The organism is uncultured Psychrobacter sp. (genome assembly GCF_947495825.1).
GTDB lineage: Bacteria > Pseudomonadota > Gammaproteobacteria > Pseudomonadales > Moraxellaceae > Psychrobacter.
This window is the reverse complement of sequence record NZ_CANMAH010000008.1, coordinates 18919-42053: the sequence shown is the minus strand read 5'-3', so window position 1 is coordinate 42053 and position 23135 is coordinate 18919. Positions and strand designations below refer to the sequence as shown.

Here is a 23135-nt window from a genome sequence, read left to right as displayed (position 1 = left end):
ATAATGATAGAACCTATGATGCAAGACCGCTTAATTAATCCGCTAGAAGGGGGAGATGATGCTCCTGATAGCAACATTCGCCCTTCGCTTCTGTCTGAATATATCGGTCAGCCAGTCGTGCGTGAACAGATGGAAGTCTTTATTGGCGCCGCACGAGGTCGTGATGAGGCACTGGATCATACTCTAATTTTTGGTCCGCCTGGTCTGGGTAAGACGACGCTTGCTAATATTATTGCTCGTGAAATGGGTGGTAATCTGCGCTCGACATCAGGACCTGTGCTTGAGCGTCCAGGTGATTTGGCCGCTATGCTAACCAACTTAGAGGCTGGTGATGTACTATTTATCGATGAAATTCACCGTTTAAGCTCAGTCATTGAAGAAATATTATATCCAGCAATGGAAGACTTTCAGCTTGATATTATGATTGGCGAGGGCCCTGCAGCGCGCTCTATCAAGCTTGATTTGCCGCCCTTTACTTTGGTCGCAGCGACGACGCGAGCAGGGCTTTTGACCTCACCATTGCGTGATCGCTTCGGTATCGTCCAGCGCCTCGAGTTTTATAATATTGCTGATTTGACGACTATTGTGAGCCGCGCGGCGCGCTTAATGCGTGTGTCAATGAGTGAAGACGGTGCTATTGAGATTGCACGCCGTGCCCGGGGTACGCCAAGGATTGCTAATCGCCTGTTACGACGAGTACGTGATTATGCTGAAGTAAGAGGGGATGGTAGTATCAACGGTGTTATTGCTGCTAGCGCGCTAGATATGCTAGCAGTCGATCGGCGTGGTCTAGATCATCTTGATAGGCGTTATATTGAAATCTTACATGAACGTTTTGATGGTGGTCCAGCTGGCGTGGAAGCAGTGGCAGCTGCCATGGCAGAAGATCGTGGCACACTTGAAGATGTAATTGAACCCTATTTGATTCAGCAAGGTTATGTATTGCGTACCGCTCGTGGCCGGATATTAACTCAAGTGGCAATTGATCAGATACAATAAAGATGATTTGACCGCTTGAATGAAAAATGCGCCTACTTTATAGATGTAAAGTAGGCGCATTTTTTTGTGCAGGCTTATTTTATACTTCTACTGCTTGAGGTGGTTCTACTACTAAAGGCTGAGGCCAAATCTTACCAGGGTTTAGGATATTGTTTGGATCAAGAGCGGACTTAATGGCTTGCATAAGCGGTATGGCGTTGCCATGTTCTTGATCCATATATTTTTGCTTACCTTGACCGATACCGTGTTCACCTGTACAAGTGCCATCCATTTCGATAGCACGTATAGCCAAACGTCCGATGATTTCTTCAGCTTTGGCAGTCTCTACTGGATCATCGGTATCAATCAACAATAAAACATGAAAATTACCATCGCCAACATGACCGACCATAGGGCCTATCATTCCAGCGTCTGCAATGTCTTTTGCAGTGGCGCTGACACATTCAGCTAAGCGTGAAATAGGCACACAGGCATCAGTCGATAACGCTTTTGCTTCTGGCCGCAGGGCTGAGCTGGCGTGATAAGCATTGTGACGCGCTTGCCATAGGCGTTTGCGTTCAGCTTCATTGGTGTCCCAAACAAAGTCAGTACCACCGAACTCTTCGATAATATCGTTAAAAGTTTGTGCTTGTTCGCGTACGCCTGCTTCAGTACCATGAAACTCTACAAATAATGTAGGGGTCTCAAGCAGGTCAAGGTTTGCGTATTGGTTGCAGGCTTTTACCTGCAAAGCATCAAGCAATTCGATTCGAGCGATAGGTAAGCACATTTGAATGGTAAGCATCACGGCCTGACAGGCATCTTCAATCGTTGGAAAATGACAAAGCCCACTACCGATACACTCACTAAGTCCAAACAGTTTGAGCGTGATTTCAGTGACGATACCAAGCGTACCTTCAGAGCCTATCATTAGGCGTGTTAAGTCATAACCTGCGGCCGTTTTTTTAGCACGCGTACCAGTTCGAACGATCTCTCCATTCGCTGTCACAACTTCAAGCGCTAGCACCACATCTTTCATCGTGCCATAGCGTACTGCATTAGTACCTGAAGCGCGGGTTGCAACCATACCGCCAATGCTGGCATTGGCACCTGGGTCTATCGGAAAAAATAAACCTGTATCACGTAAATAATGATTCAGCTGTTCACGTGTGACGCCAGGCTGTACAGTCACTGTTAAATCTTCGTTATTGACTTGCAAGATAGCATCTAGCGCATGCATATCGATTGAGAGCCCGCCATAAGGGGCGTTTAGCTGACCCTCAAGCGATGAGCCAATACCAAAGGCAATCACTGGCATTTTATGTTGGTTGCAAATCGCGACCGCTTTAGCAACGTCATGCTTATCTTGCGCTGTCAGCACGGCATCTGGTGGCTGGTTGGCAAGCCACGTCATTGTATGGCCATGTTGTTCACGGACCGTCGGATTGACACTGAGCTGCTCGCCAAACTGAGCTTGTAGCTCACTAATAGCGGCACTATAGTCCGGTTTAGTAGGTGTGGTATTAACTTGAGAGCTGATCATAACTTATCCTTGTCAGTGAAGCGGTAGCTTTAAGCTAAGATACGCCAAACAACTGCTAACATCGCTAAAATGTAAAACACAGGTGATAGCCAGCCGACTACTTGTGTAGCAATGGCGATAAATAGGCCAAATCCTGCTAATGCTAACCAGTCACGGCGTCGGTCATTGAGCATGTCGGCACGTATTTGCTGAATCTCACGCAACTGACTGTCTTGACGCGACCCTTGTGAAGCCAGGCTTTGTAGACCTTGATCTAGTAGTTTTGGAATATCAGTACTGGACAATAAAATCTCTGGTAGCTGCGCGCGTATCTGTTGGAAGTTACGCATTGGGTCGAGCTGCTCTTTAACCCAGCTACTTAAGATCGGCTTGGCCAATGACCAAATATCCAAATCTGGATACAGGTCACGGCCAAGGCCTTCAACATGCACCAAAGTTTTTAGTAAAAGCATGAGTTGCGGTGGAATGCTCATATGATGGCGACGGGCTATATCTAAAATCTGCATCAAAACGCCAGCAAAATCAATCTCATTGATAGACTTTTGTAGCATTGGGCCGACGGTGCGCTTCATGTCACGCATCAAGGCATGCTTGTCTGTATTTGGTGGAATCCAGCCAGCACGGCTGACGATATCGACCATAGCGGTAAAGTTGTTATTCATGACGGCCAATAGCATACGCGCTACAATCAATTGATCGTCTTTTGATAAAGTGCCCATAATAGCGCAATCAAGACCAATATAACGCGGTTCATGACCAAGATCGACTGCTTGGACATCGTGTCCCAATGTTTTGACTGGTGGGGTCTCTACAAAGACATTGCCCGGATGCATATCGGCATGAAAAAAATTATCTCGAAAGACTTGGGTAAAAAATATCGTCAACCCTTTTTCAGCGAGTGTTGCTCGGTCATAGCCTAACTGATCAAACACATGAGTTTGTGAGATCGGTACGCCTTGGATGCGTTCCATCACCATAACGTTTTTGGCTGCGTCGTAAACTTCAGGCACATACATCATTGCTGAACCCAAAAAGTTGTTACGCATTTGGGTAGTGTTATCCGCCTCTAAAGTCAAATCCAGCTCATTGAGCATGACTTGCCGATAGTCCTCAACGATATCAATAATATGTATTGCACGTGCCGCTTCAATCCGTGCTGATGCCCAACTGGCAAGCTCACGTAATAGCTCAAAATCTGCAATGATAGTCGTGCGGATATTAGGACGCACGACTTTTACAACGACTTCACGACCGTCTCTCAATGCTGCGGTATGTACTTGAGCTATGGAAGCTGCGGCTAACGGTTTGACATCAAAGCGTACAAATAGCGTCTCAATAGACTGACCGAGACCATACCTTGGATCTTGAATTTGAGCGATGACGACATCAGGGTCAAAAGGTTTTACCTTATCTTGTAACTGAACGAGTTGTTCAATAATTTCAGGTGGCACTAAATCACGACGGGTAGAGAGTAGCTGACCAAGCTTTAAAAACAGCGTACCCATATCTTCTAGCGCATATTTAATCGCATTTGGCTGATGTTTTTTGCCCCAAGCAGCTGGGTGCATCCGAATCAAACGTAAAATCGGCTGCAGCTGTGGCGACTCCTCAGCTGTAAAGTGAGTATCAATACGGTAGCTTGCAGCAATACGCCAAAGTTCAAGTAGACGGGCGCGATGGGATAATAGCATGGGCAGTAGTTACTCTAAGTAGTTACTTGGAACAAACAGTCTAGATAAGAATGCTGATAAGATGAATAAGACAAGATAAGCTATATCTATCTATTGGTTAAGCGTGCTTGCTCAGCTTTGATAGCGGCCAACCGTGCCTCTTCACGCTCGATATCCGCACGCAGCTTAAGAATTTGTTGCTTGAGACTGTCTGCTTCTGCTTTTTCGATAGGATCAGGTGGGCTGTTGCCTGTCACGTCGTTGGCCCAATCACTCACATCATCAAAAGTACGTTTGGCCGTGTGGCGAAAGCTGCCTTTGAGCTGAGATATCAATAGTTGCAACTGACTTGCCATGGGCTTACCGATGAAAGGTTCGAGCTGACCTGCAATATCAGGATCAAAGCCAGCGACCAGCTGTTTGAGCTGCATTAAGACTTTGTAATCACCGTCAATCGGTAGATTGCCTTCAGCGCCGCGTATCAAGTTTAATAGCTCAGCGGGGTTTTCGACATTAATAGTGCAATCTGGACGGCTATGGCCAATACGTCCCATGTTGATATTTGCCTGTTGGCGCTCATCAGCATCTCGGCCAAAGCTTTGCCCACGTGGCTCAAACACGCTATTGGCGGTAATAGGCTCAAAACGCAGATGCTCATGATTAAATAAGATATCTACCTGTATCTTAGGCATGACCATATTTAACCGCAGTACTTTACCAGCAAGCGGTGTAAGGCCAGCTTTAGTGATATCATCACTAGCGATAGCCATATTGATGAGTTTTTCGGCACTTGCCAAAAGTAATACCGTTAGCATAATACTCTCACATATCAAAAATAATTATGGTCATGCTGTAGCGTTGTCAACACTGCTTTGAGTGTTAGAGATTGTTGAGCAATCAGCGTTATGCCTTAAAGCCTCTATGAACTGCAACGATACCAGCTGTTAGATTATGATAATCGCAGTTTTCAAAGCCTGCTTGCTCCATCATCTGCTTTAAAGTTTGCTGATTAGGATGCATACGAATCGACTCTGCTAAGTACTGATAGCTTTCTGAATCGTTTGCTACAAGCTTGCCCATAAGCGGTAAGGCAGTAAAAGAGTATAAGTCATAGGCTTTAGATAGTGGCTCAAAAATAGGCTTTGAGAACTCTAAGATTAATAAACGACCGCCTGGCTTTAATACGCGGTACATTGAACGTAGAGCTGCGTCTTTATCAGTGACATTGCGCAGACCAAAGCTAATTGTTAATAAGTCAAAACTTTCATCCTCGAAAGGAGCGAGGGTCTCGGCATTGGCAAGGACAAAGTCAACGTTATTACAGCCAGCGTTAATCAAACGCTCACGGCCAACTTCTAGCATTGCTGCATTAATATCTGATAAGACAACGTGACCATGACGACCTACTTCACGGCTAAACACTTTGGCCAAATCACCCGTACCACCTGCGATATCTAACACGTGCTGACCTGCACGCACACCAGATAGACTGATAGCAAAGCGCTTCCAAAGACGATGAATACCAAAAGACATTAGATCATTCATGATATCGTATTTTTTGGCAACTGAGGTAAACACATCGGCTACGCGCGCTTGCTTCTCAGCTTTATTGACAGTCTTGTAGCCAAAATGAGTCTCTTCTGATCCATCCGTATCCAGCGTATGCGGGTTATTGATGTCATCACGTTGGTTAAAGGCAACTCGCGGTTTTTGATTGTTCGCGGACGGAGCTGAGTTGTCACTTACTTTATTATCATTATATGGCATAGTGGATTGCTGACCTTGCGGTGTTCCTGTTGGTAAGTCTTGTAGTTGAGTAAAGTCACTATTATTGGTATTTATAATACCCGCACTGTTTGCCGTTGAGCGATGACTTGACGTATTAGTAGTAGGGTCTTTGCGAGCTTGGGCCTTTGCACTGATGTTTTCACTATGTACAATACTATCTTTGACTAATTTATCTTGGATATGGCTGTTTTTAGTGAACTTGTGATTGGTGTTTTTTAAGTCATTGGTCATAGAGTATTCCTGTGGCCTACTGTTGTGTCTACTTGGCTTTTATAATTATTCAATCATAATTACTCTTCATCCAAATGTAAAAGCATTTTGCTAGCATTATACGACCAACAGTGATTGATCAATATGATGCACGCAAAATGCTCAACTTAGCGACTGTTTTGGTCTATGATACAGCAAATACTTCTACATTGTCGTTACTATCAGCGTTATGAACTTGATCGATGATCTGCAGCTCACGCTTGCAAAATGGTTCAATAAAACCACTGACACTTTTAAGAGGCTTCATCGCGGTAAAACCTGCATCGATAAAATCGTATAAAGGCTGATAGCCACGGCTATATGCCGTACTTTTAGCAAAAGAAAAAGCCTTACGCAGCATAAATGAGTTGAGATATTTATCAGTACGGTAACAGACGTCTTTTAGATTATTGATCTGTAAACGACGTTCATCTGCTTCATCGACCGCGCGATAAGCTTTAAGCATGTTTTCTTCATTGACTGCTAGGTCTTGCTCTATTAACCACTGCGCCAGATGCATATCTAGCTCAATGGCCAAGATAGCGGCCTGAACAGCCATAGTGCCAGTCTGCAATACGGACTCTTTGGCAAGTTTCTCAAGTTTTTTTGCTTTTGGCAGGATGCGTTCTAATTGCTTGGCCAATAGCTTGAATTCATCACCGCCATATAGTTGTGTGAGAAAATAATTCGCCATAGGCTTGTTCTTTGGCTGCTCAAATAGCTCTGAATGAGTACGCTGAATACGTGCCCGTTGCCATGCTTGTACGTCTTTGAGCTTAGAATCTAATGCCTCATCCTCATGATAAGGTAGTGCCCAATAGCGCGTTAAATGCTTTTGTAAATCAGATAAAGCAGACATAGAAGTTTGTCCTGTATGGTTAGGTATGTATTTTTAAATGGAAATGACTTTTATTTAAAAGTTATAAATGTCGGTAAATAGCATCGCTAGCGTAATATATTACCTTAAAAGAATTTAAGTTAGAATACAAATGTCAAACTGTTACACAGCACTGTAATTTTCTACGCAAACGAATGTTATTATTATGAAAGGACGATAACCAATAGCCGCTCACATAAAAATAAAATGGAACTGACATATGTCTCATAATAAATCAGATGGGGAACAAAAAACCACAGAAAACCAAATGGTCAAACAGTTAATAGATCAGCGCTTGACCCCCAATCCTTTGAGTCAGTTTTCATTGGACAAGGATGCACTAAGATTGGCCTTAGTGACAGCGCAGTATGCACTGCGAGAGACGCGGCAACAAACGCCGTCTTCTACTAATAAGCCAACCGGATTATTGGTGCTCGTCAATGGTATGGAGCAAGCAGGCAAGGGCACAGCAGTCAAACAGCTACGTCAGTGGGTTGATCCAAGATTATTAAAAGTTGAAGCAACGATTGGTTATCCTCCGCTTGCATACCAGCCTATCTGGCAAGCTCATACCAAAGCCCTGCCGCGACATGGTGATGTCATGGTCTACTTTGGTAACTGGTATGCTGATCTTTTATATCATGTAATGCATCTGGCAACCAACGCTACGCAAGACGATGAAGATCAGGAACTTCTGGTCGCCAAATGGCAAGATTACTTGCAGCAAGCACTGATTCAGTTGCAAGTATTTGAGCGAGATCTGGCTGCGAACCACACCAAACTACTCAAGTGTTGGTTTCATGTCGAAGTTGAGACCTTACAAGCACGTCTAAAAGATAAGGAAGCTGATCCACAGTTTTTATATCAAATTGATTGGAGCGATACTGCAATAGTCGCGCAGTTTAACCGTGTGGCATCTGAACTCTTGCGGCAGCAAGATGACTGGGTCATTATCGATGGTAGTGACAAGTCACAAGCAGCGACTGAGTTTTGCCATGAGGTATTACAAGCGATGCAGACAGCGCTAGCAAGTAGTGTCAGCTTACCTGTATCTGCTGATCTTAAAAGAACTAGTGACATTGCCAGTACGATCTCTGACAGTACTAGAAGAGACACCAATATAAGTGACGATGACAGTCAGCCAGACTTTGTATCTGTAGATATACCCGAGCAATTAATGGATATTAAAAATCCTGATATCGATAAGTCCGACTACCATAAACAACTTGCAAACAAGCAGACCAAGCTTGCAGAGTTACTGCGCGCGCGCAAAGGTCGCCATGTGGTATTTGCCTTTGAGGGAATGGACGCAGCAGGCAAGGGTGGCGCTATTAAGAGGCTGGTTGCGCCACTCGACCCACGTGAATATCAAATTTATAACATCGGCGCACCGATGTTATATGAGTTGCAGCATCCCTATTTATGGCGGTTTTGGACACGTTTGCCAAATGAGCAAACAGACCGTATGAGTCGTATCGCTATTTTTGATCGTACTTGGTACGGACGGGTGTTGGTTGAACGCGTCGAGGCCTTAATAGATGAGTCAGAGTGGCAACGCGCTTATGATGAAATCAATCGTTTTGAGGCAGAGCTTATGGCAGCAGGAACGATTGTCATAAAATACTGGCTTGCTATCGATAAAAAAGAGCAGTTACAGCGCTTTGAAGCTCGCCGTGAGACGCCGCATAAGCAATACAAGCTCACCGATGATGACTGGCGTAATCGTGATAAATGGTCAGACTATGTACAAGCGGCAGCAGACATGTTGGCGCGTACCAATACTTCTGATGCGCCATGGTGTATCATCGCGACCAATGAAAAGCGCTGTGCGCGCTTACGGGTACTAGACCATGCTATTGCGCAGTTAAAGTTGCACTTATAGATATGAAACACTGTAGATACACTATTGTAAAGCGCTCAAAAAATAGCCATAGAATGTTTTGACGAGAATAATTCGATGTTTTCTTTGACAATTCATTGTGAATATCGATAATAGGACAAACGAAAATTATAGGCTTTATATCTTCTGTATTTAGTCTAAGTAATATACTGCCGAAAATATAAGTTTTGAGGTTTCAGTTACAAATCTTGTAGTATCATTATACAATACGCCTGATTATTTAATATAATAGGCGCATGATGGAAATGACCAAATAGCATTATCTCAATTATAATTATCATAAACGAACTCTTAAGCCGCAAGATGCTTTAATCGAACGATTTGGCGTTATATTTGCGGCTTAATGGTATGATAAACGCGCTACTTTATATCATACATCCACATCGCAAATATTTTCAATAAGCTTACGCAAGGCGCATTAATTTATGGGTATTAGCAGCAGTTCTACAGGGTCGACCAAACAAGTTGGCTCTATGAGAATCAATCTATTTTTTGCTATTTTACTGATTGCGATGACCGGCTATTTTTTATGGTGGGGACTCGATTATACGATGCGTCAACAAACGACGCTATTTATTGTGGCGACCGCTTTTGGTGTCTTTATGGCATTCAATATTGGTGGTAATGATGTCGCCAACTCGTTTGGCACCTCAGTTGGTGCTGGTACATTAACCATTCCTCAAGCATTGGGGGTGGCCGCGATATTTGAAGTGTCAGGAGCGGTGCTGGCAGGCGGAGAGGTTACTGATACTATCCGTAAAGGCATCGTCGATATGGATGGCTTGGCCGTTAGCCCCAACCAGTTCATTTATGTCATGTTATCTGCACTAATTGCTGCCGCGTTTTGGTTATTGTTTGCCACGCGTAAAGGCTTGCCTGTCTCAACCACTCACTCCATTATTGGCGGTGTGGTTGGTGGCTCTATTGTGTTAGGTTTTGATTTGGGCGGCAGTGCAAGTGCATTTTCTACTGTTGACTGGGGTACGATAGGGACGATTGCTATCTCTTGGGTACTCTCGCCATTGTTAGGCGGTATATTGGCTTACCTGTTGTATGGGCAGATTAAGAAAAACATTATTGATTATAATGATAAAGCTGAAGCTCATATCGGTAAGCTAAAAGCCAGTAAAAAAGTCTTAAAACAAAACCACAAAGAGTTTTTGGACAGTCTATCAGAGTCAGAACAACTGGCTTATACTTCAGCGATGCTACGCGATCAAGAGATTTATAAAGATGATGACTGCGTGGTTGGAGACTTAGAAACAGATTATTATAAAGAGCTTTATAAGATTGAACATGAACGCAGTAATCTTGATACGCTAAAAGCCATTAAGCAGTGGGTACCTATTATTGCTGCCATGGGTGGTACGGTTATGACCTCTCTTGTGGTCTTTAAAGGCCTCAAAAACGTCAATAGCAATATGACTACCCTGCAGGGTTTTTTAATCATGGGTATGATAGGAGCGCTGGTTTGGCTGGCTACCTTTATCTATACCAAAAGTATTCGTGGTAAGCACAAAGAGGATCTTACCAAAGCGACCTTTATCATGTTTAGCTGGATGCAGGTCTTTACAGCATCGGCATTTGCGTTTAGTCATGGCTCAAATGACATTGCCAACGCTGTTGGTCCTTTTGCCGCGATTATGGATGTTATTCGTACCAATGAGATTGCCTCACAAGCGGCTGTTCCTCCAGCGGTTATGTTGACCTTTGGTGTGGCACTTATCGTCGGTCTTTGGTTCATTGGTAAAGAGGTGATTCAGACAGTCGGTACAAATTTGGCAAAAATGCACCCAGCATCAGGGTTCTCTGCTGAGCTTGCCGCTGCAGCCGTCGTTATGGGCGCATCTACTATGGGATTACCTGTATCAAGTACGCATACGTTGGTTGGCGCTGTATTAGGTATCGGTATTGTCAATAGAGACACTAACTGGTCGCTTATGAAGCCTATTGGTTTGGCTTGGGTAATTACTTTACCAGTGGCTGCAGCATTATCAGCCATCAGTTATTTGATTCTCAAGCAAATATTTTAATTGTAGTTATCATCAAAACCACAAAAAACGCTTATCAACATGAGATTGATAAGCGTTTTTTTTATATCTAGTTTAAGATGTAATATTAATTAAATAGTATTAAAAAACTAAGCAGTACCAAATTGTTGGCGTTTTTTGGCAAAGAAGCGATCGAGTCGATCCATAGCATCTTCTAAATCATGAAGATTGGGTAAGAATACCACGCGAAAGTGATCAGGTGCATCCCAGTTAAAGCCACTGCCTTGGACCATTAGTACCTTTTCTTCGAGTAATAGCTCCATCATAAACTGCATGTCATCCTCGATAGGATAAACGGCAGGATCCATCTTCGGGAAGCAATAAAATGCGCCTTGAGGCATGGTACACGAGATGCCTTTAATAGCGTTCAGACGAGAGACGGCCATTTCACGTTGCTTATATAGACGTCCTTTTTCTGAGGTCAACTCTTTCATACTCTGATGACCCCCCATCGCAGTCTGAATAGCATATTGTCCTGGTACGTTTGAGCATAGGCGCATGGAGGCCAGCATGTCTAAACCTTCAATAAAGTCGCTGGCATTCTGTTTTTTGCCTGAGACCATTAACCAGCCTGCACGAAAACCTGCGACGCGATGCGACTTGGAGAGCCCATTGTATGACAAGATAAGCACCTCATCAGTTAAGGTACTCATGGGCGTATGTGACATACCATCATAGAGGACGCGATCATAAATCTCATCTGCCATGATAACCAAATCATGCTCAATGGCAACTTCGATGATCTGTTCGAGAACTTCATCTGAATATAGCGCACCTGTCGGGTTATTAGGATTGATAACGACAATGCCTTTAGTCTTGCTAGTAATTTTTGATTTGATGTCTTCAATATCAGGATGCCAATTGTCTTCTTCATTACAGCGATAATGCACGGCAGTACCACCAGCAAGATTGGTCGCTGCAGTCCACAGTGGATAATCCGGCATTGGAATCAAAACTTCATCACCATCATTCATTAGTGCCTGCATAGTCATAACGATCAGCTCAGAGACCCCATTGCCTAAATAAACATCACGCACGTCTACGGCAGATAGCAGTCCTTTTGATTGATAGTATTGCAAGACGGCTTTACGCGCCGAAAAAATACCTTGCGAGTCTGAATATCCAGTGGCTTCAGGCAGGTTCATTGCTACATCACGCAAGATTTCGTGCGGTGCACTAAGACCAAAAGGAGCAGGGTTGCCGATATTTAGTTTTAAGATATGCTGGCCTTCGGCTTCCATTTTAGTCGCTGTTTGTAGCAGCGGTCCACGGATGTCATAACAAACATTTTGTAATTTAGTAGATTTTTTTAGTGATGTCATAGTATTACTACCTGTAGTTATTTTATTTTTGGCGTTTATTTGCCGGTCTGGCGATTGAACGGTGCTGTTGGTTTCCTTACTGACAGCTTTTTCTTGTGAATAAGAAAGCGGTTGATGAGGGGCTTGATTATCCGATAGGGTTGCTCTTGTATCGCTACTGGTTGCGTCGGGCGTCTTTTCGTTTGTTTGTATATCACCACGGAGTAAGTAGCCTTCACTGCATCCTAAAATACGTGCAAGGGTCGGCAATTTAGATGACACAATGCCGTTAGTGCCACGCTCCCAATTAGAGATAGCGCCGCGACTGACTTTCGCACCAGCCGCAGTCATCGCTTGTGCCAATTGCTCAGCAGTGAAACCTTTGTCACGGCGTAGCTTTACTAGGCGTTCAGCTTGTGACATTTTGTCTTTATTGTCGCTCATAGTTATTTTAATCCGCTATTTTAGTGAGTTTTATCATTGCATATTGCAAGATATTATTGCATTAACTACGTAGATGCAAGTTTTTTAGTTATTATTAATGCAAGTTATTCTTGCATAAGCTAAGAAGGTCTTGAATCTTACTAATGCTTATGTCGCATTGGTTATATCTGTTGCATTATTTATAATGAATATTAGATGTCGTAGACGATAAATATATGTAACGGACTTTGTCTACTTACCTTGAATAATCGTTCTATAACCAGCAGATAAAGAACGTTGGCTTAGTCTGCTAATGTATGTTTAATAAAGCGGTATTTGCAATAAAACGCTATAGGCAGACTAGATAATAAACACTCTAATAAGGATAAATCATGCAAGACAATCAACTTAGCAAAGAAGAGATTGCACAATTAACAGAAGCAGACTGGAAAGGGCGTCTCAGTGCTGATGAGTATCATGTGATGCGTGAGAAGGGCACAGAACGCCCATTTACGGGCATCTACAATGATACTGAAGATAAAGGTGTCTATCGCTGTAAAGGTTGCGGTGCTAACTTATTTGATTCAGATAGTAAGTTTGATGCTGGCTGCGGCTGGCCAAGCTTTGATCAAAGTATCGACAACAGCGCTATCGATGAGCATGTTGATAATTCGCTAGGGATGACTCGAACAGAAGTTACCTGTAGTAACTGCGGTGCCCACTTGGGTCATGTTTTCCCTGATGGGCCACGTGAGACCACTGGTATGCGCTACTGCATCAACTCTGTCTCTATTGATTTGGATAAATCTGAGAAGTAGTCTAGAGAATAAGCTGCTTGGCTTATCCAAGCATTATGGTAAGTTTGATAAAAGGGAGGCGTATAGCACATCCTTTTTAGATAAAGGCCTCTCAAAAGTAATTTTGAGAGGTCGTATTTATGACTATGTGTAAGGTTGTCTCGCTTTTCTATGAAACAAAGCAACTAAATCACGTTGATCTAAAAAAATATCATCATTTTTTAAAAATATAAAAGTAATAAAAACAATTGCTTGTCATATATTTACTGAAAATTAGAAAAAATAGCTAAAAAAAGGCGAAATACTATTTGACAGGCAGATGTAAATCTATATAATACACACCCACAGAGCGAGGCTTTAGTTAGTTATCTTCTGTTAGAAGTTATTCAAAGGGTGACAGCTTTGAGTGTTAAGACTTTGAAAAATTCTATTTAGAGAATTTCTCTTGCATTAAGATCAATGAGTTATTTTCTTACAGAATTGTTAGAATTTTCCTTTTAAGGAAAACCCTCTTACGAAGCTAAAAAAGCAGTGCTTTTTTATACGCTGCTCAGGGTGATTAGCTCAGTTGGTAGAGCGTCTGCCTTACACGCAGAATGTCGGCGGTTCGAATCCGTCATCACCCACCACTTATTAGTCAGTGGCTAAATAGACTAAAACGACCTAAGCAGCGGTAGTTCAGTTGGTTAGAATACCGGCCTGTCACGCCGGGGGTCGCGGGTTCGAGTCCCGTCCGCTGCGCCATATTTAAAACTTAGTTTTAATACAAAAGTTTCAACCTCAAGTATTAGTTTACTTGGGGTTTTTTTGTGTCTGCAGTTATTTTAAAAGCCTGTGTTTATAAGGGTTGGATGTTTTCCCTATGTTGACTTTTACGAAATGCTCTACTCTTTAACAATGCATTAATGATAAGTTTTTGCGCATAAGCTCTATCTTTTGAAAATCGGTGACCAACTGCTCAGTGACCAAACGGTGACCATTTTGTGACCAAGATTGTTAAAAGTTGGTTGTGGTAAACGATCTCGTTTGACATAGTTTATTCAGTTGTTTGATTTTTAAGAACAGGAACAGAGATTGGCACCTTATAGAATTTAGTAAAGCCTGTAATCGATGTGCCATCGGTTAAACTATCAGGTAGCTTATCGCCCTTATCCTGATTAGTGTAAATAACGACACAGCTGACAACACTTAAAGATTGCTCCTCAACCGTATGGTAGCCTAGCCTATCTAATATACCTACGTCTCTTGCATAACCACTTATCTGTCTAATATCCTTAATAATAAAAGTATTAACGTTTTTATCTTCTTGATATATAGGTCGATACTTTGCATCGATAATAATCGGCTCTATGTTGTCAACTAATAGGTAGTCTGGCTCTCCGTAAGTTCCTTCCGCTTGGTATAATATTTTATTACCATATTTGTCTTTAAAAATTCCCAACACATATAGCTCAAAGAGCTTTGACATATCAATCCAGAACGGCGGTACTAATATCTTTTCAACGGTACTATGATCGATTTCACTGATATGATAACCAAAGCGCTTAAGAATGATCTTAGAGAGTTTTAAGGCTTCCTGATACTCTTTATAAAAGGAGTTACGCTTGACTGCTTTAAACTTATGTACATTGATTTCATCACTGACACTTTCAAAAGTAGGTGTGCAATAATCGATTAACCACTTCATTGATCCAAGATATTCTGGGTATTTAAATAACGTCTAACAAAGCTTAGCGTATGCTTTAAAACTCTATTTTCAATGCTATCAAAGCCAAACTCTTCGTAACTACAACACGTGTTCGTAATTTTATTTCGAACTACATTCTTTTTGATATTCTGAGCAATTAAGACTTTGCCTTATTAATCTTTGGTGCTACGTAAATGGCTTGTTGATTCTTAACAAGCCAGTCTGCACCGATAAAGTTGGGGTTTTTTATGTTTGTTTATTCATTATTGAGTAAGTAGATATTAACGTTACATATTTTATTAAAAATTATGTTCTCGTCTTTGACGCCTTAAACAATTAGATGGTCAGGTTATATAACAAGATATAATTTTGTATAAATCGAAGTCTAGTATGCGCTATAAGTTAATTTAATCATAACGTAGCAATCTTTAAACAGATTCAGCTTGCGTTGTCTTTACTAGAGCGTTACTGTTGTTATATAGCAACGCTGCATCAGATAAATACGTTGGATTTTTATGCAGTACTAGTAAAAATTTTCTTACTTATTATTTGTTAGCAGATAAAGACTATAAAAAATTTATACCAGTTATAGTGTGTTTTTATTTTAAACCGATTATATATAGTTTGTATGCCGTTCTCGGTCTTTTAAATATATTCACATATAAGGATATTTTTGTCGAATAGCAGTATTTATTGTCCTTTTGATAGGAGTATATTAACCAAATGAGCTTGTAATAATCGTCGAAATTTTAAATTCAGTGTCGAGTCTGTTCGGCAATGAACCAATGATCCATGCTTTTGTAATATCAAAATAAACAATTGTAATAAACATCTAGCTAATGGAGAAATTGAGATGACTAAAAAAGACAAACCTACCCCAAACAAGAAGTATCCCGAATCCACAGAATATAAAGGGCGAAAAGTTAAATTTTTTGACTTATCAAGTTCTGAGCTGCCAAACTCTGAATTACATGGCAAGGAGGCTTTTGAAGTCGAGAAACGCTCTGATCTACAAGACAAGAAAGCACTTGAAGTCGAGAAACGTTCTGACAAAAGTCAAAAGCATTTACGAAAATTGAAAGTTGAAATCGACGAAAAGGAATTTGAAGTCGTAGAGCTACAAGAAGGATTATTTGAGTCAGGCTTGTTGCCGTATTCTTCGTATGAATCACCAGTTGATCTAGCGCAAGACGTGATCGACTACGTATCGGAGTTTAGAAAATAACGCTGCTTAAATATACGGATTATTTAAATTCACCCTGCATGGACCTTTGCTTCTAGTCACTAATGCCAAGCATTTGATTCCAAGCACGTTAAAAAGGAATTTTCGCTCATGACTTGTAGAAAAAATGTGAATTCTCTGACGACAGAGGAAAAGGCAGCTTTTATTACCGCTATTAAATTGATGAAAGCCGAAGAATACGTATACGTCGACGATCCAAACGATCCAGCACACGTACGTGACAGATATCCTAACATTACTAATACTTATGATAAGTATGTACTCGATCACCATATCGGGATGTATACGGGAGTGCCGGGAGGTTGGGGAAGTGGGTTTTTGACACGCAATGCAGTGTACCGTGGTCCTGCGTTTTTGCCATGGCAACGTGAGTTTATACGCCGTTTTGAGCTGGACTTGGATAGATTGGTACCTGGTGTGACGTTGCCATATTGGGACTGGGCGGCAGATGCGGCAGACCCTCTGAATGCCGCTGTCTGGGCCGATGACCTTATGGGTGGCAACGGATCTGGCGCAAGTAGAGTGGTTCGAAGTGGTCCATTTGCATATGATGATGCAGACCCAGATAACAGCTGGGTTATCATTAATTATCTTGGATTGCCTGATGGTGGATTGGTACGGAATTTTGGCTCTCGTCGGAACACTTCAGATTTGCCTACTCAAGCGGACATCGATGAAATCCAGCAGTTCTCCACATATGATAGCAGTAATTTTGATAGGAATAGCGTCGGTTATCGCGGCGCGAACGAAGGACGCATAACTGTCAACGGCAAAACTCCTCCGCCTGGTAATACTCATACTCTTGTACATGAATGGATAGCCGGCTCTATGATGCTTGGCACATCGCCCAATGATCCAATATTCTTTTTACATCATTGTTTTGTAGACAAACTATGGGCTGATTGGCAAGCGCTACATCCGGCGGTGCCTTATGCACCTGATGATACAGCAAGTAGTAATCTTGCAGGACATCGCTTAAACGATGAGCTTATTGGTTTGGGTACGCTGATATCTGAGACGCTCGATCATCATGCTATGGGCTACTCATATGATACCGATACGCCGCCTACCGTGACGCCGATTAATACGGCACTAGTGTTTAATAACACACCTATAGGGGATACTGCGGTACAGGCTGCAACTTTTAATATCAGCACTCCAACCCCTGACAATAGTTTTTGTAGGGATCTTACGTTTCTTATCACAGCTGGGCCAACAGGTCCAGGGTTCGGAACCCCTAATGGTGATAGGATCGTCGTTAATAGAGATAATACGAATACAGCGCAGGTTTGGTTTTCGTACACAGCTACTGGTGCCAGTGATCCAGTGATGGGAGATGCAGAAATTACCTGTGTGCAAACCGGGCAGACGTGGCACATTAGTCTGTCGGCCAATACTATAGCTGTCAACACCACTAGAAAAAGCGTGAATGATCTGACGACAGAGGAAAAGGCAGATTTTATTAACGCGATTAAGCTCATGAAGGCCGAAGAGTATGTGTACGTTGACAATCCAAACGATCCAGCACACGTACGCGCTAGATATCCTAATATAACCAATACTTATGATAAGTATGTACTTGATCACCATATCGCTATGTATACAGGAACCCCAGGAGGTTGGGGAAACAACTTCATGAATCGCAACACGGCACACCGTGGTCCATCATTCTTGCCATGGCATCGTGCTTTTCTACGCCGATTTGAGCTGGACTTGGCCAGATTGGTACCTGGGGTAACTTTGCCGTATTGGGATTGGGCATCAGATGCAGCTGATCCTCTGAATGCCCCTGTTTGGGCCAATGATCTTATGGGTGGCAATGGATCCGGTGCAGATAACTTCGTTCAAAGTGGCCCATTTGCTTATGATGCCGCAGACCCAGATAACAGCTGGATTATCATTAATTATTTTGGACTACCTGATGGCGGATTGGTTCGAGATTTTGGCAGTAGTACGCCCAATTTACCTACTCAAGCGGATATTGATGAGGTTCAGCAGATCTCCACTTATGATAGCGCGACTTTTAATCAGGCCAGTGTGGGCTATCGCGGTGCGAATGAAGGACGCCTGCCTGTCAACGGCAAAACACCTCCGCCCTCCAATATGCATAACCTCGTACACGAATGGATAGCTGGCTCTATGATGCCTGGCACATCACCCAATGATCCAATCTTTTTTCTGCATCACTGCTTTGTCGACAAACTGTGGGCTGATTGGCAAGCGTTGCATCCAACAGTGCCTTATGCACCCGATGATACGGCGAGCAATGATCTCGATAGACACCGCCCAAGCGATGAACTTTATGGTTTAGGTACGCTAGTATCTGAGACGCTAGATCACCAAGCTATGGGATACTCGTATGATACGGATAGTCTGCCATAGTGAAAGCGGTCGATATAGCGTCATGATTGATACACAAAAAGCAAAAGGGATGATATGTATCGTCCCTTTGGCTTTTTAATGCTTAGCTTTTATAGCTTAATATTAAGGGTTAAATGATTCCTATAAAAAGGATTATAAAAAATCATAGTAAAGAAAATTTAGTTATTGAGTATATTTGTAATTATGAATATACATAATAACTAATTTGGGTTTAGTTTAACTAACCATACTTCTTAACATATTAATGCAACCTTATAACTATCCGAAGGCTGGGAATTAAGTGTTTGACCCTCTTTTTCTGCTGCAAATTTTAAAAAATCAAATCAAATAGGAATGGATTTTATCGTCAGAATGCTAATCAAAATCTCTGTAGATAGAATCTCATGGGTTTGACAACTTGAATTAGACTGTGTATAGGTAAAAGTGATAAATCATTGATGTAATGGATAATTTCCAAGCATTAGTACATTTATTCTATGTGTTTGGTAATCATTTCTACATCTGCTCGTGCTGCTGACTTTCAGTTGTGATGTCTGCCGCAATGCAAGGCTACACCAAACAATCGTACTAAGTATCTGGCTAATGGAGACATTAAGATGATTGAAAATAACAAACATACCCCAGACGAGAAGTATCCCAAATCCATAGAGTATAAAGGACGAAAAATTACCTTTTCTAAACTGCCAATCTCTGATAAAAGCCAAGAGATTTTACAGGTATTAAAGGTTGAAGTAGATGACAAAGCGTTTAGAGTCTTAGAGTTTCGTGATGGATTATTCGAAACTGGCCAATTGCCGTATTCTTCTTACTCATCGCCGGTTGAGTTGGTGCAAGACTTGATTGATAACACACCGGATTTCAGATAACAAGCAATTTTACATACACGGTTTATTCAAGTTCACAATGCCTGGACCTTTGCTCATAGTCATTCATTTCAAGCATCTAATTCCAAGCATCTAATAAAGGAATTACTACTCATGACTTGTAGAAAAAACGTGGATTCTCTGACGATAGAGGAAAAGGCCGCTTTCATTAATGCTATTAAACTCATGAAGGCTGAGCTATACGAATATGTCGACGATGAAGATGATCCAGCACACGTACGCGCCTTATACCCTTTAATAAACAACACCTATGACAAATACGTACTTGACCACTATATGGCCATGAACTGGGCAACACCAGGGGGTTGGGATTGGGCTTTAGATCCAATGAGCACTGACTTGTTCATGATTCGAAATGGAGCACATCGCGGTCCAGCGTTTTTGCCATGGCACCGTGCGTATATACGCCAGTTTGAGCTGGACTTGGACAGGTTAGTATCTGGAGTAACATTGCCATATTGGGACTGGACAGCAGACGCGGCGGACCCTATGAGTGCAGCTATCTGGGCCAATGATTTTATGGGCGGCAATGGCTCTGGTGCAAATAACATTGTTCAAAGTGGCCCGTTCAGGGCAGACATGTGGGATATTGTAGTCGTTGACGCTGACTTTAGAGAACTAAATTTGAATAATCCACAGGTTCGAATTGACGCAGATTTAGTTCGGCGGTTTGGCGCTAGCATTAGGGCCCCGAGTTTGCCCACTCAGGACCATGTTGATGAAATTCAAGCGATAACGCCATATGACAGCGCTGCTTTTGATAGATCAAGCACAGGTTACCGCGCTGCGAACGAAGGACGTATGGCTCTTGCAAGCGGAAACTCTCCACCGCTCTCCAACACCCATAATCTCGTCCATGAATGGGTAGGAGGTTCTATGCTTCCAGGCACTTCTCCCAATGATCCGGTCTTCTTTCTACATCATTGCTTTGTGGATAAACTGTGGGCTGATTGGCAAGCGCTGCATTCAACAGTGCCTTATGTTCCTGTTGACTCAGGAAGCAATGATCATCTCGAAGGTCACCGCTTGGGCGACACACTCTTTGGTTTGGAGACGCTGGTATCTGAGACGTTGGATCATCACGCCATGGGTTACTCGTATGATACAGATACGCCGCCTATAGTGACACCGTCTAACACGACGTTAGTGTTTAACGCCACACCTGTAGGTAGTACAGCAGTGAGGGCTGCAACTTTTAACATAAGTTCTCCTAGTCCTGACAATAGTTTTTGTAGAGAGCTTATCTTTACTATCACGGCCGGGCCAACAGGGACAGGGTTCGGAACGCCTGACGGTGACAAGGTCGTTGTTGATAGAGATAATACCAATACGGCACAGGTTTGGTTTTCGTACACGGCAACCAGTGTCGGTGATTCAGTTACAGGAACTGCGCAAGTTACCTGTGTGCAAACAGGACAAACTTGGTCAATTGATTTGTCTGCCAACACTATCGCCAAACCAACGGTCGCCGTCGTTCTAGTGTTGGACAAATCTGGTAGCATGGCTTGGGACGCAGGCGATGGACGGTTGCGTATTGATGTGCTCAAAGACAGCGCGCCTGTATTCGTCGATCTATTGGGCGATGAGGACGGTATTGGTGTGGTGTATTTTGACAATGATGCGACTCCGGGGACTCCGATTGCGGTTGCGGGCGCTGTAGGGACTGGCTCTGGGCGTATAGCTGCGAATGAAGCCATCACGGATCAACCAGCATCTGGCGGTTCGACGTCTATTGGTAGTGGAATCGAGTTGGCCAGTAGCCAGTTGGCTGGTTTGACATCTAGCAGCTATAATCATACCGCTATAGTGGCGCTAACGGATGGTCGCGAAAACCGATCGCCTTACATTAGCCAACTTATAGATGATGGCATCATCGATGATAGCGTCTTTGCTATTGGCTTGGGAACGGCGCAACAGATCAGCCCTGCTGCTTTGGAAGCATTAACTGGTAGTGCGGACGGTTACGTTTTAATGACTGGCACGTTGGACTCCAATGATTACTTTACGCTTCAAAAATACTTCTTGCAAATATTGTCAGAGGTTAAAAATACGGAGGTAGTGATGGATCCCGAGGGTTGGATTCAACCTGACCGCGAGATACGTATTCCGTTTAATCTTAACGAAGCAGATATCACAGTGGATGCAATCTTGTTGACAGGAGACGTTCTACCAGAAGTTTTTGACTATGCGCTTGAAACGCCGAGTGGCAAAATTATCGACCCAAGCATTGCCAATGCTTCAGTTGAGTTGGTGTTTTCAGCAAATGAACATGCACAATTTTATCGCATGACTTTGCCGACCGCTGTTGCAGGGTTTGAAGAACGTGAAGGTCAATGGCATGTCGTCCTCAATCTGAATGAAAAAGTATTCGCTAAATATTTAGCCAGCCTTGAAAACGACCGTGAAAAATTCAATGAGGTTAAAACACACGGGCTACGCTATTGTTTTAATGTGCATTCTAGTTCTGATCTACGCCTTAGAGCGCAGCTTGAGCAGGCTACCCGAGAGCCAGGCGGCATGATAACTTTATCAGCTCAATTGACTCAGTACGAACGCCCCTTAGATAATAGTGCATCCATCCAAGCTGAGTTGGAAAGACCTAACGGCACTAAAATCAACCTAACCTTATCGGAGGTTGAGCCTGGCGTTTTCAATGTCACATTCGATGCGGGGTCAGCTGGCGTTTATAAAGTGCGAGTTTTGGCGAAAGGACAGTCAATACAAAATAACCCTTTTACCAGGGAGCAGCTCTTAAGTGCTTCTGTCTGGATAGGCGGTGATAAGCCGTTTCCAAACAGTAACACGGATGGATATGATCAAAAAATCTGCCATGTGCTCATGTGTTTGCTAGAAAAAGATAGTATTCGCAGCTTTTTCAAACGACAAAAGATTGATGCCGAAGAGGTGAGCGAATGCCTCAAACAAGTTTGTGTAGATAGCAGTCAATCAAAGTCACGGTCAGAAGTTACTAAAAACAAAGATTTGGCCGATGCCTTAGTCGCATTTGCTAAGAACCCAAACCTGATAATAAAGTGGCTTAGAAATATGAAAAATAAACCGTAGACTTATGGACGTATAGCAATATGGACGTATAACCAGCCAAAGGGATGGCATACTTTGTTCCTTTGGCTTTACATTTAACATATAAATGACTTTCAGAAACTTCTATCACTTTATTAATTAAAAAGGCATTTGGATTCAGAAAGCATCTGGATTTATACAACTTTCTGGTACAACTACTTTAATAAATATTCAATTACCTTAGCCTTTTTCTTGTATTTAAGACGTTCAGACCTTTTTTAATAACAAATCCCTACAAATAACAATGGTTTATTACCAACATGGAATAACTACTATGAAAT

Annotated in this window: 16 protein-coding genes and 2 tRNA genes; 10 read left to right on the top strand and 8 right to left on the bottom strand. The window is 42.6% G+C overall.

The features are described 5' to 3' along the window. Positions 1-18 precede the first annotated feature (18 nt). Positions 19-999: a Holliday junction branch migration DNA helicase RuvB gene (ruvB, locus tag Q0895_RS09580; RefSeq protein WP_299188522.1), complete on the top strand. Its 981-nt coding sequence runs from the start codon at positions 19-21 to the stop codon at positions 997-999. A gap of 79 nt (positions 1000-1078) precedes the next feature. Here the strand turns inward: ruvB and Q0895_RS09575 are convergent, their stop codons facing one another. From Q0895_RS09575 to Q0895_RS09555, 5 genes are all read right to left on the bottom strand, one after another. Beyond that, the gene (locus Q0895_RS09575) at positions 1079-2521 is read right to left on the bottom strand and encodes an FAD-linked oxidase C-terminal domain-containing protein (protein WP_299188221.1); all 1443 of its coding nucleotides are present in this window, start codon (positions 2519-2521) and stop codon (positions 1079-1081) included. A gap of 29 nt (positions 2522-2550) precedes the next feature. After that, positions 2551-4212: an AarF/UbiB family protein gene (locus tag Q0895_RS09570; protein ID WP_299188219.1), complete on the bottom strand. Its 1662-nt coding sequence runs from the start codon at positions 4210-4212 to the stop codon at positions 2551-2553. Positions 4213-4298: 86 nt separating this feature from the next. After that, the gene (locus Q0895_RS09565) at positions 4299-5006 is read right to left on the bottom strand and encodes a hypothetical protein (RefSeq protein ID WP_299188217.1); all 708 of its coding nucleotides are present in this window, start codon (positions 5004-5006) and stop codon (positions 4299-4301) included. A gap of 88 nt (positions 5007-5094) precedes the next feature. Continuing rightward, a complete protein-coding gene (ubiE, locus tag Q0895_RS09560; RefSeq protein WP_299188519.1) occupies positions 5095-5958 on the bottom strand; it encodes a bifunctional demethylmenaquinone methyltransferase/2-methoxy-6-polyprenyl-1,4-benzoquinol methylase UbiE in 864 nt (287 codons plus the stop codon). Positions 5959-6373: 415 nt separating this feature from the next. Beyond that, a complete protein-coding gene (locus Q0895_RS09555) occupies positions 6374-7087 on the bottom strand; it encodes a hypothetical protein (protein ID WP_075103611.1) in 714 nt (237 codons plus the stop codon). Between the two features lie 238 nt (positions 7088-7325). Here Q0895_RS09555 and Q0895_RS09550 point away from each other — a divergent pair, with 238 nt between their 5' ends. Both Q0895_RS09550 and Q0895_RS09545 read left to right on the top strand, forming a co-directional pair. Further along, on the top strand, positions 7326-8987 hold the full coding sequence (locus Q0895_RS09550) for an ATPase (protein WP_299188213.1): 1662 nt from the start codon (positions 7326-7328) through the stop codon (positions 8985-8987). A gap of 443 nt (positions 8988-9430) precedes the next feature. Continuing rightward, positions 9431-11038 (top strand): inorganic phosphate transporter, encoded by a 1608-nt coding sequence (locus Q0895_RS09545; protein WP_299188210.1) that lies wholly within the window; start codon positions 9431-9433, stop codon positions 11036-11038. Positions 11039-11145: 107 nt separating this feature from the next. Here the strand turns inward: Q0895_RS09545 and Q0895_RS09540 are convergent, their stop codons facing one another. Beyond that, positions 11146-12801, bottom strand: a complete 1656-nt coding sequence (locus tag Q0895_RS09540) for an aminotransferase class I/II-fold pyridoxal phosphate-dependent enzyme (protein WP_299188207.1) — start codon at positions 12799-12801, stop codon at positions 11146-11148. A gap of 371 nt (positions 12802-13172) precedes the next feature. On the opposite strand from Q0895_RS09540, the gene msrB reads away from it, so the two are divergent. From msrB to Q0895_RS09525, 3 genes are all read left to right on the top strand, one after another. Beyond that, on the top strand, positions 13173-13598 hold the full coding sequence (msrB, locus tag Q0895_RS09535; protein ID WP_299188203.1) for a peptide-methionine (R)-S-oxide reductase MsrB: 426 nt from the start codon (positions 13173-13175) through the stop codon (positions 13596-13598). 532 nt (positions 13599-14130) lie between these two features. Next, positions 14131-14206 (top strand) — tRNA-Val (locus Q0895_RS09530). A 38-nt stretch (positions 14207-14244) separates the two neighbouring features. Beyond that, positions 14245-14321, top strand: a tRNA-Asp gene (locus Q0895_RS09525). 292 nt (positions 14322-14613) lie between these two features. Here Q0895_RS09525 and Q0895_RS09520 read toward each other — a convergent pair. Then, on the bottom strand, positions 14614-15264 hold the full coding sequence (locus tag Q0895_RS09520; protein WP_299188200.1) for a hypothetical protein: 651 nt from the start codon (positions 15262-15264) through the stop codon (positions 14614-14616). After that, a complete protein-coding gene (locus Q0895_RS13465; RefSeq protein WP_366139939.1) occupies positions 15261-15383 on the bottom strand; it encodes a hypothetical protein in 123 nt (40 codons plus the stop codon). Before Q0895_RS13465 ends, Q0895_RS09520 begins: the two co-directional genes overlap by 4 nt. A gap of 734 nt (positions 15384-16117) precedes the next feature. On the opposite strand from Q0895_RS13465, the gene Q0895_RS09515 reads away from it, so the two are divergent. The 4 genes from Q0895_RS09515 to Q0895_RS09500 all read left to right on the top strand — a co-directional run bounded on the left by Q0895_RS09515 (position 16118) and on the right by Q0895_RS09500 (position 22836). After that, positions 16118-16489 (top strand): hypothetical protein, encoded by a 372-nt coding sequence (locus Q0895_RS09515; RefSeq protein WP_299188198.1) that lies wholly within the window; start codon positions 16118-16120, stop codon positions 16487-16489. Positions 16490-16597: 108 nt separating this feature from the next. Then, a complete protein-coding gene (locus Q0895_RS09510; RefSeq protein ID WP_299188195.1) occupies positions 16598-18889 on the top strand; it encodes a tyrosinase family protein in 2292 nt (763 codons plus the stop codon). 596 nt (positions 18890-19485) lie between these two features. Beyond that, the gene (locus Q0895_RS09505; protein ID WP_299188192.1) at positions 19486-19755 is read left to right on the top strand and encodes a hypothetical protein; all 270 of its coding nucleotides are present in this window, start codon (positions 19486-19488) and stop codon (positions 19753-19755) included. Between the two features lie 111 nt (positions 19756-19866). Beyond that, positions 19867-22836: a tyrosinase family protein gene (locus Q0895_RS09500; RefSeq protein ID WP_299188189.1), complete on the top strand. Its 2970-nt coding sequence runs from the start codon at positions 19867-19869 to the stop codon at positions 22834-22836. The last annotated feature ends 299 nt before the right edge of the window (positions 22837-23135 follow it).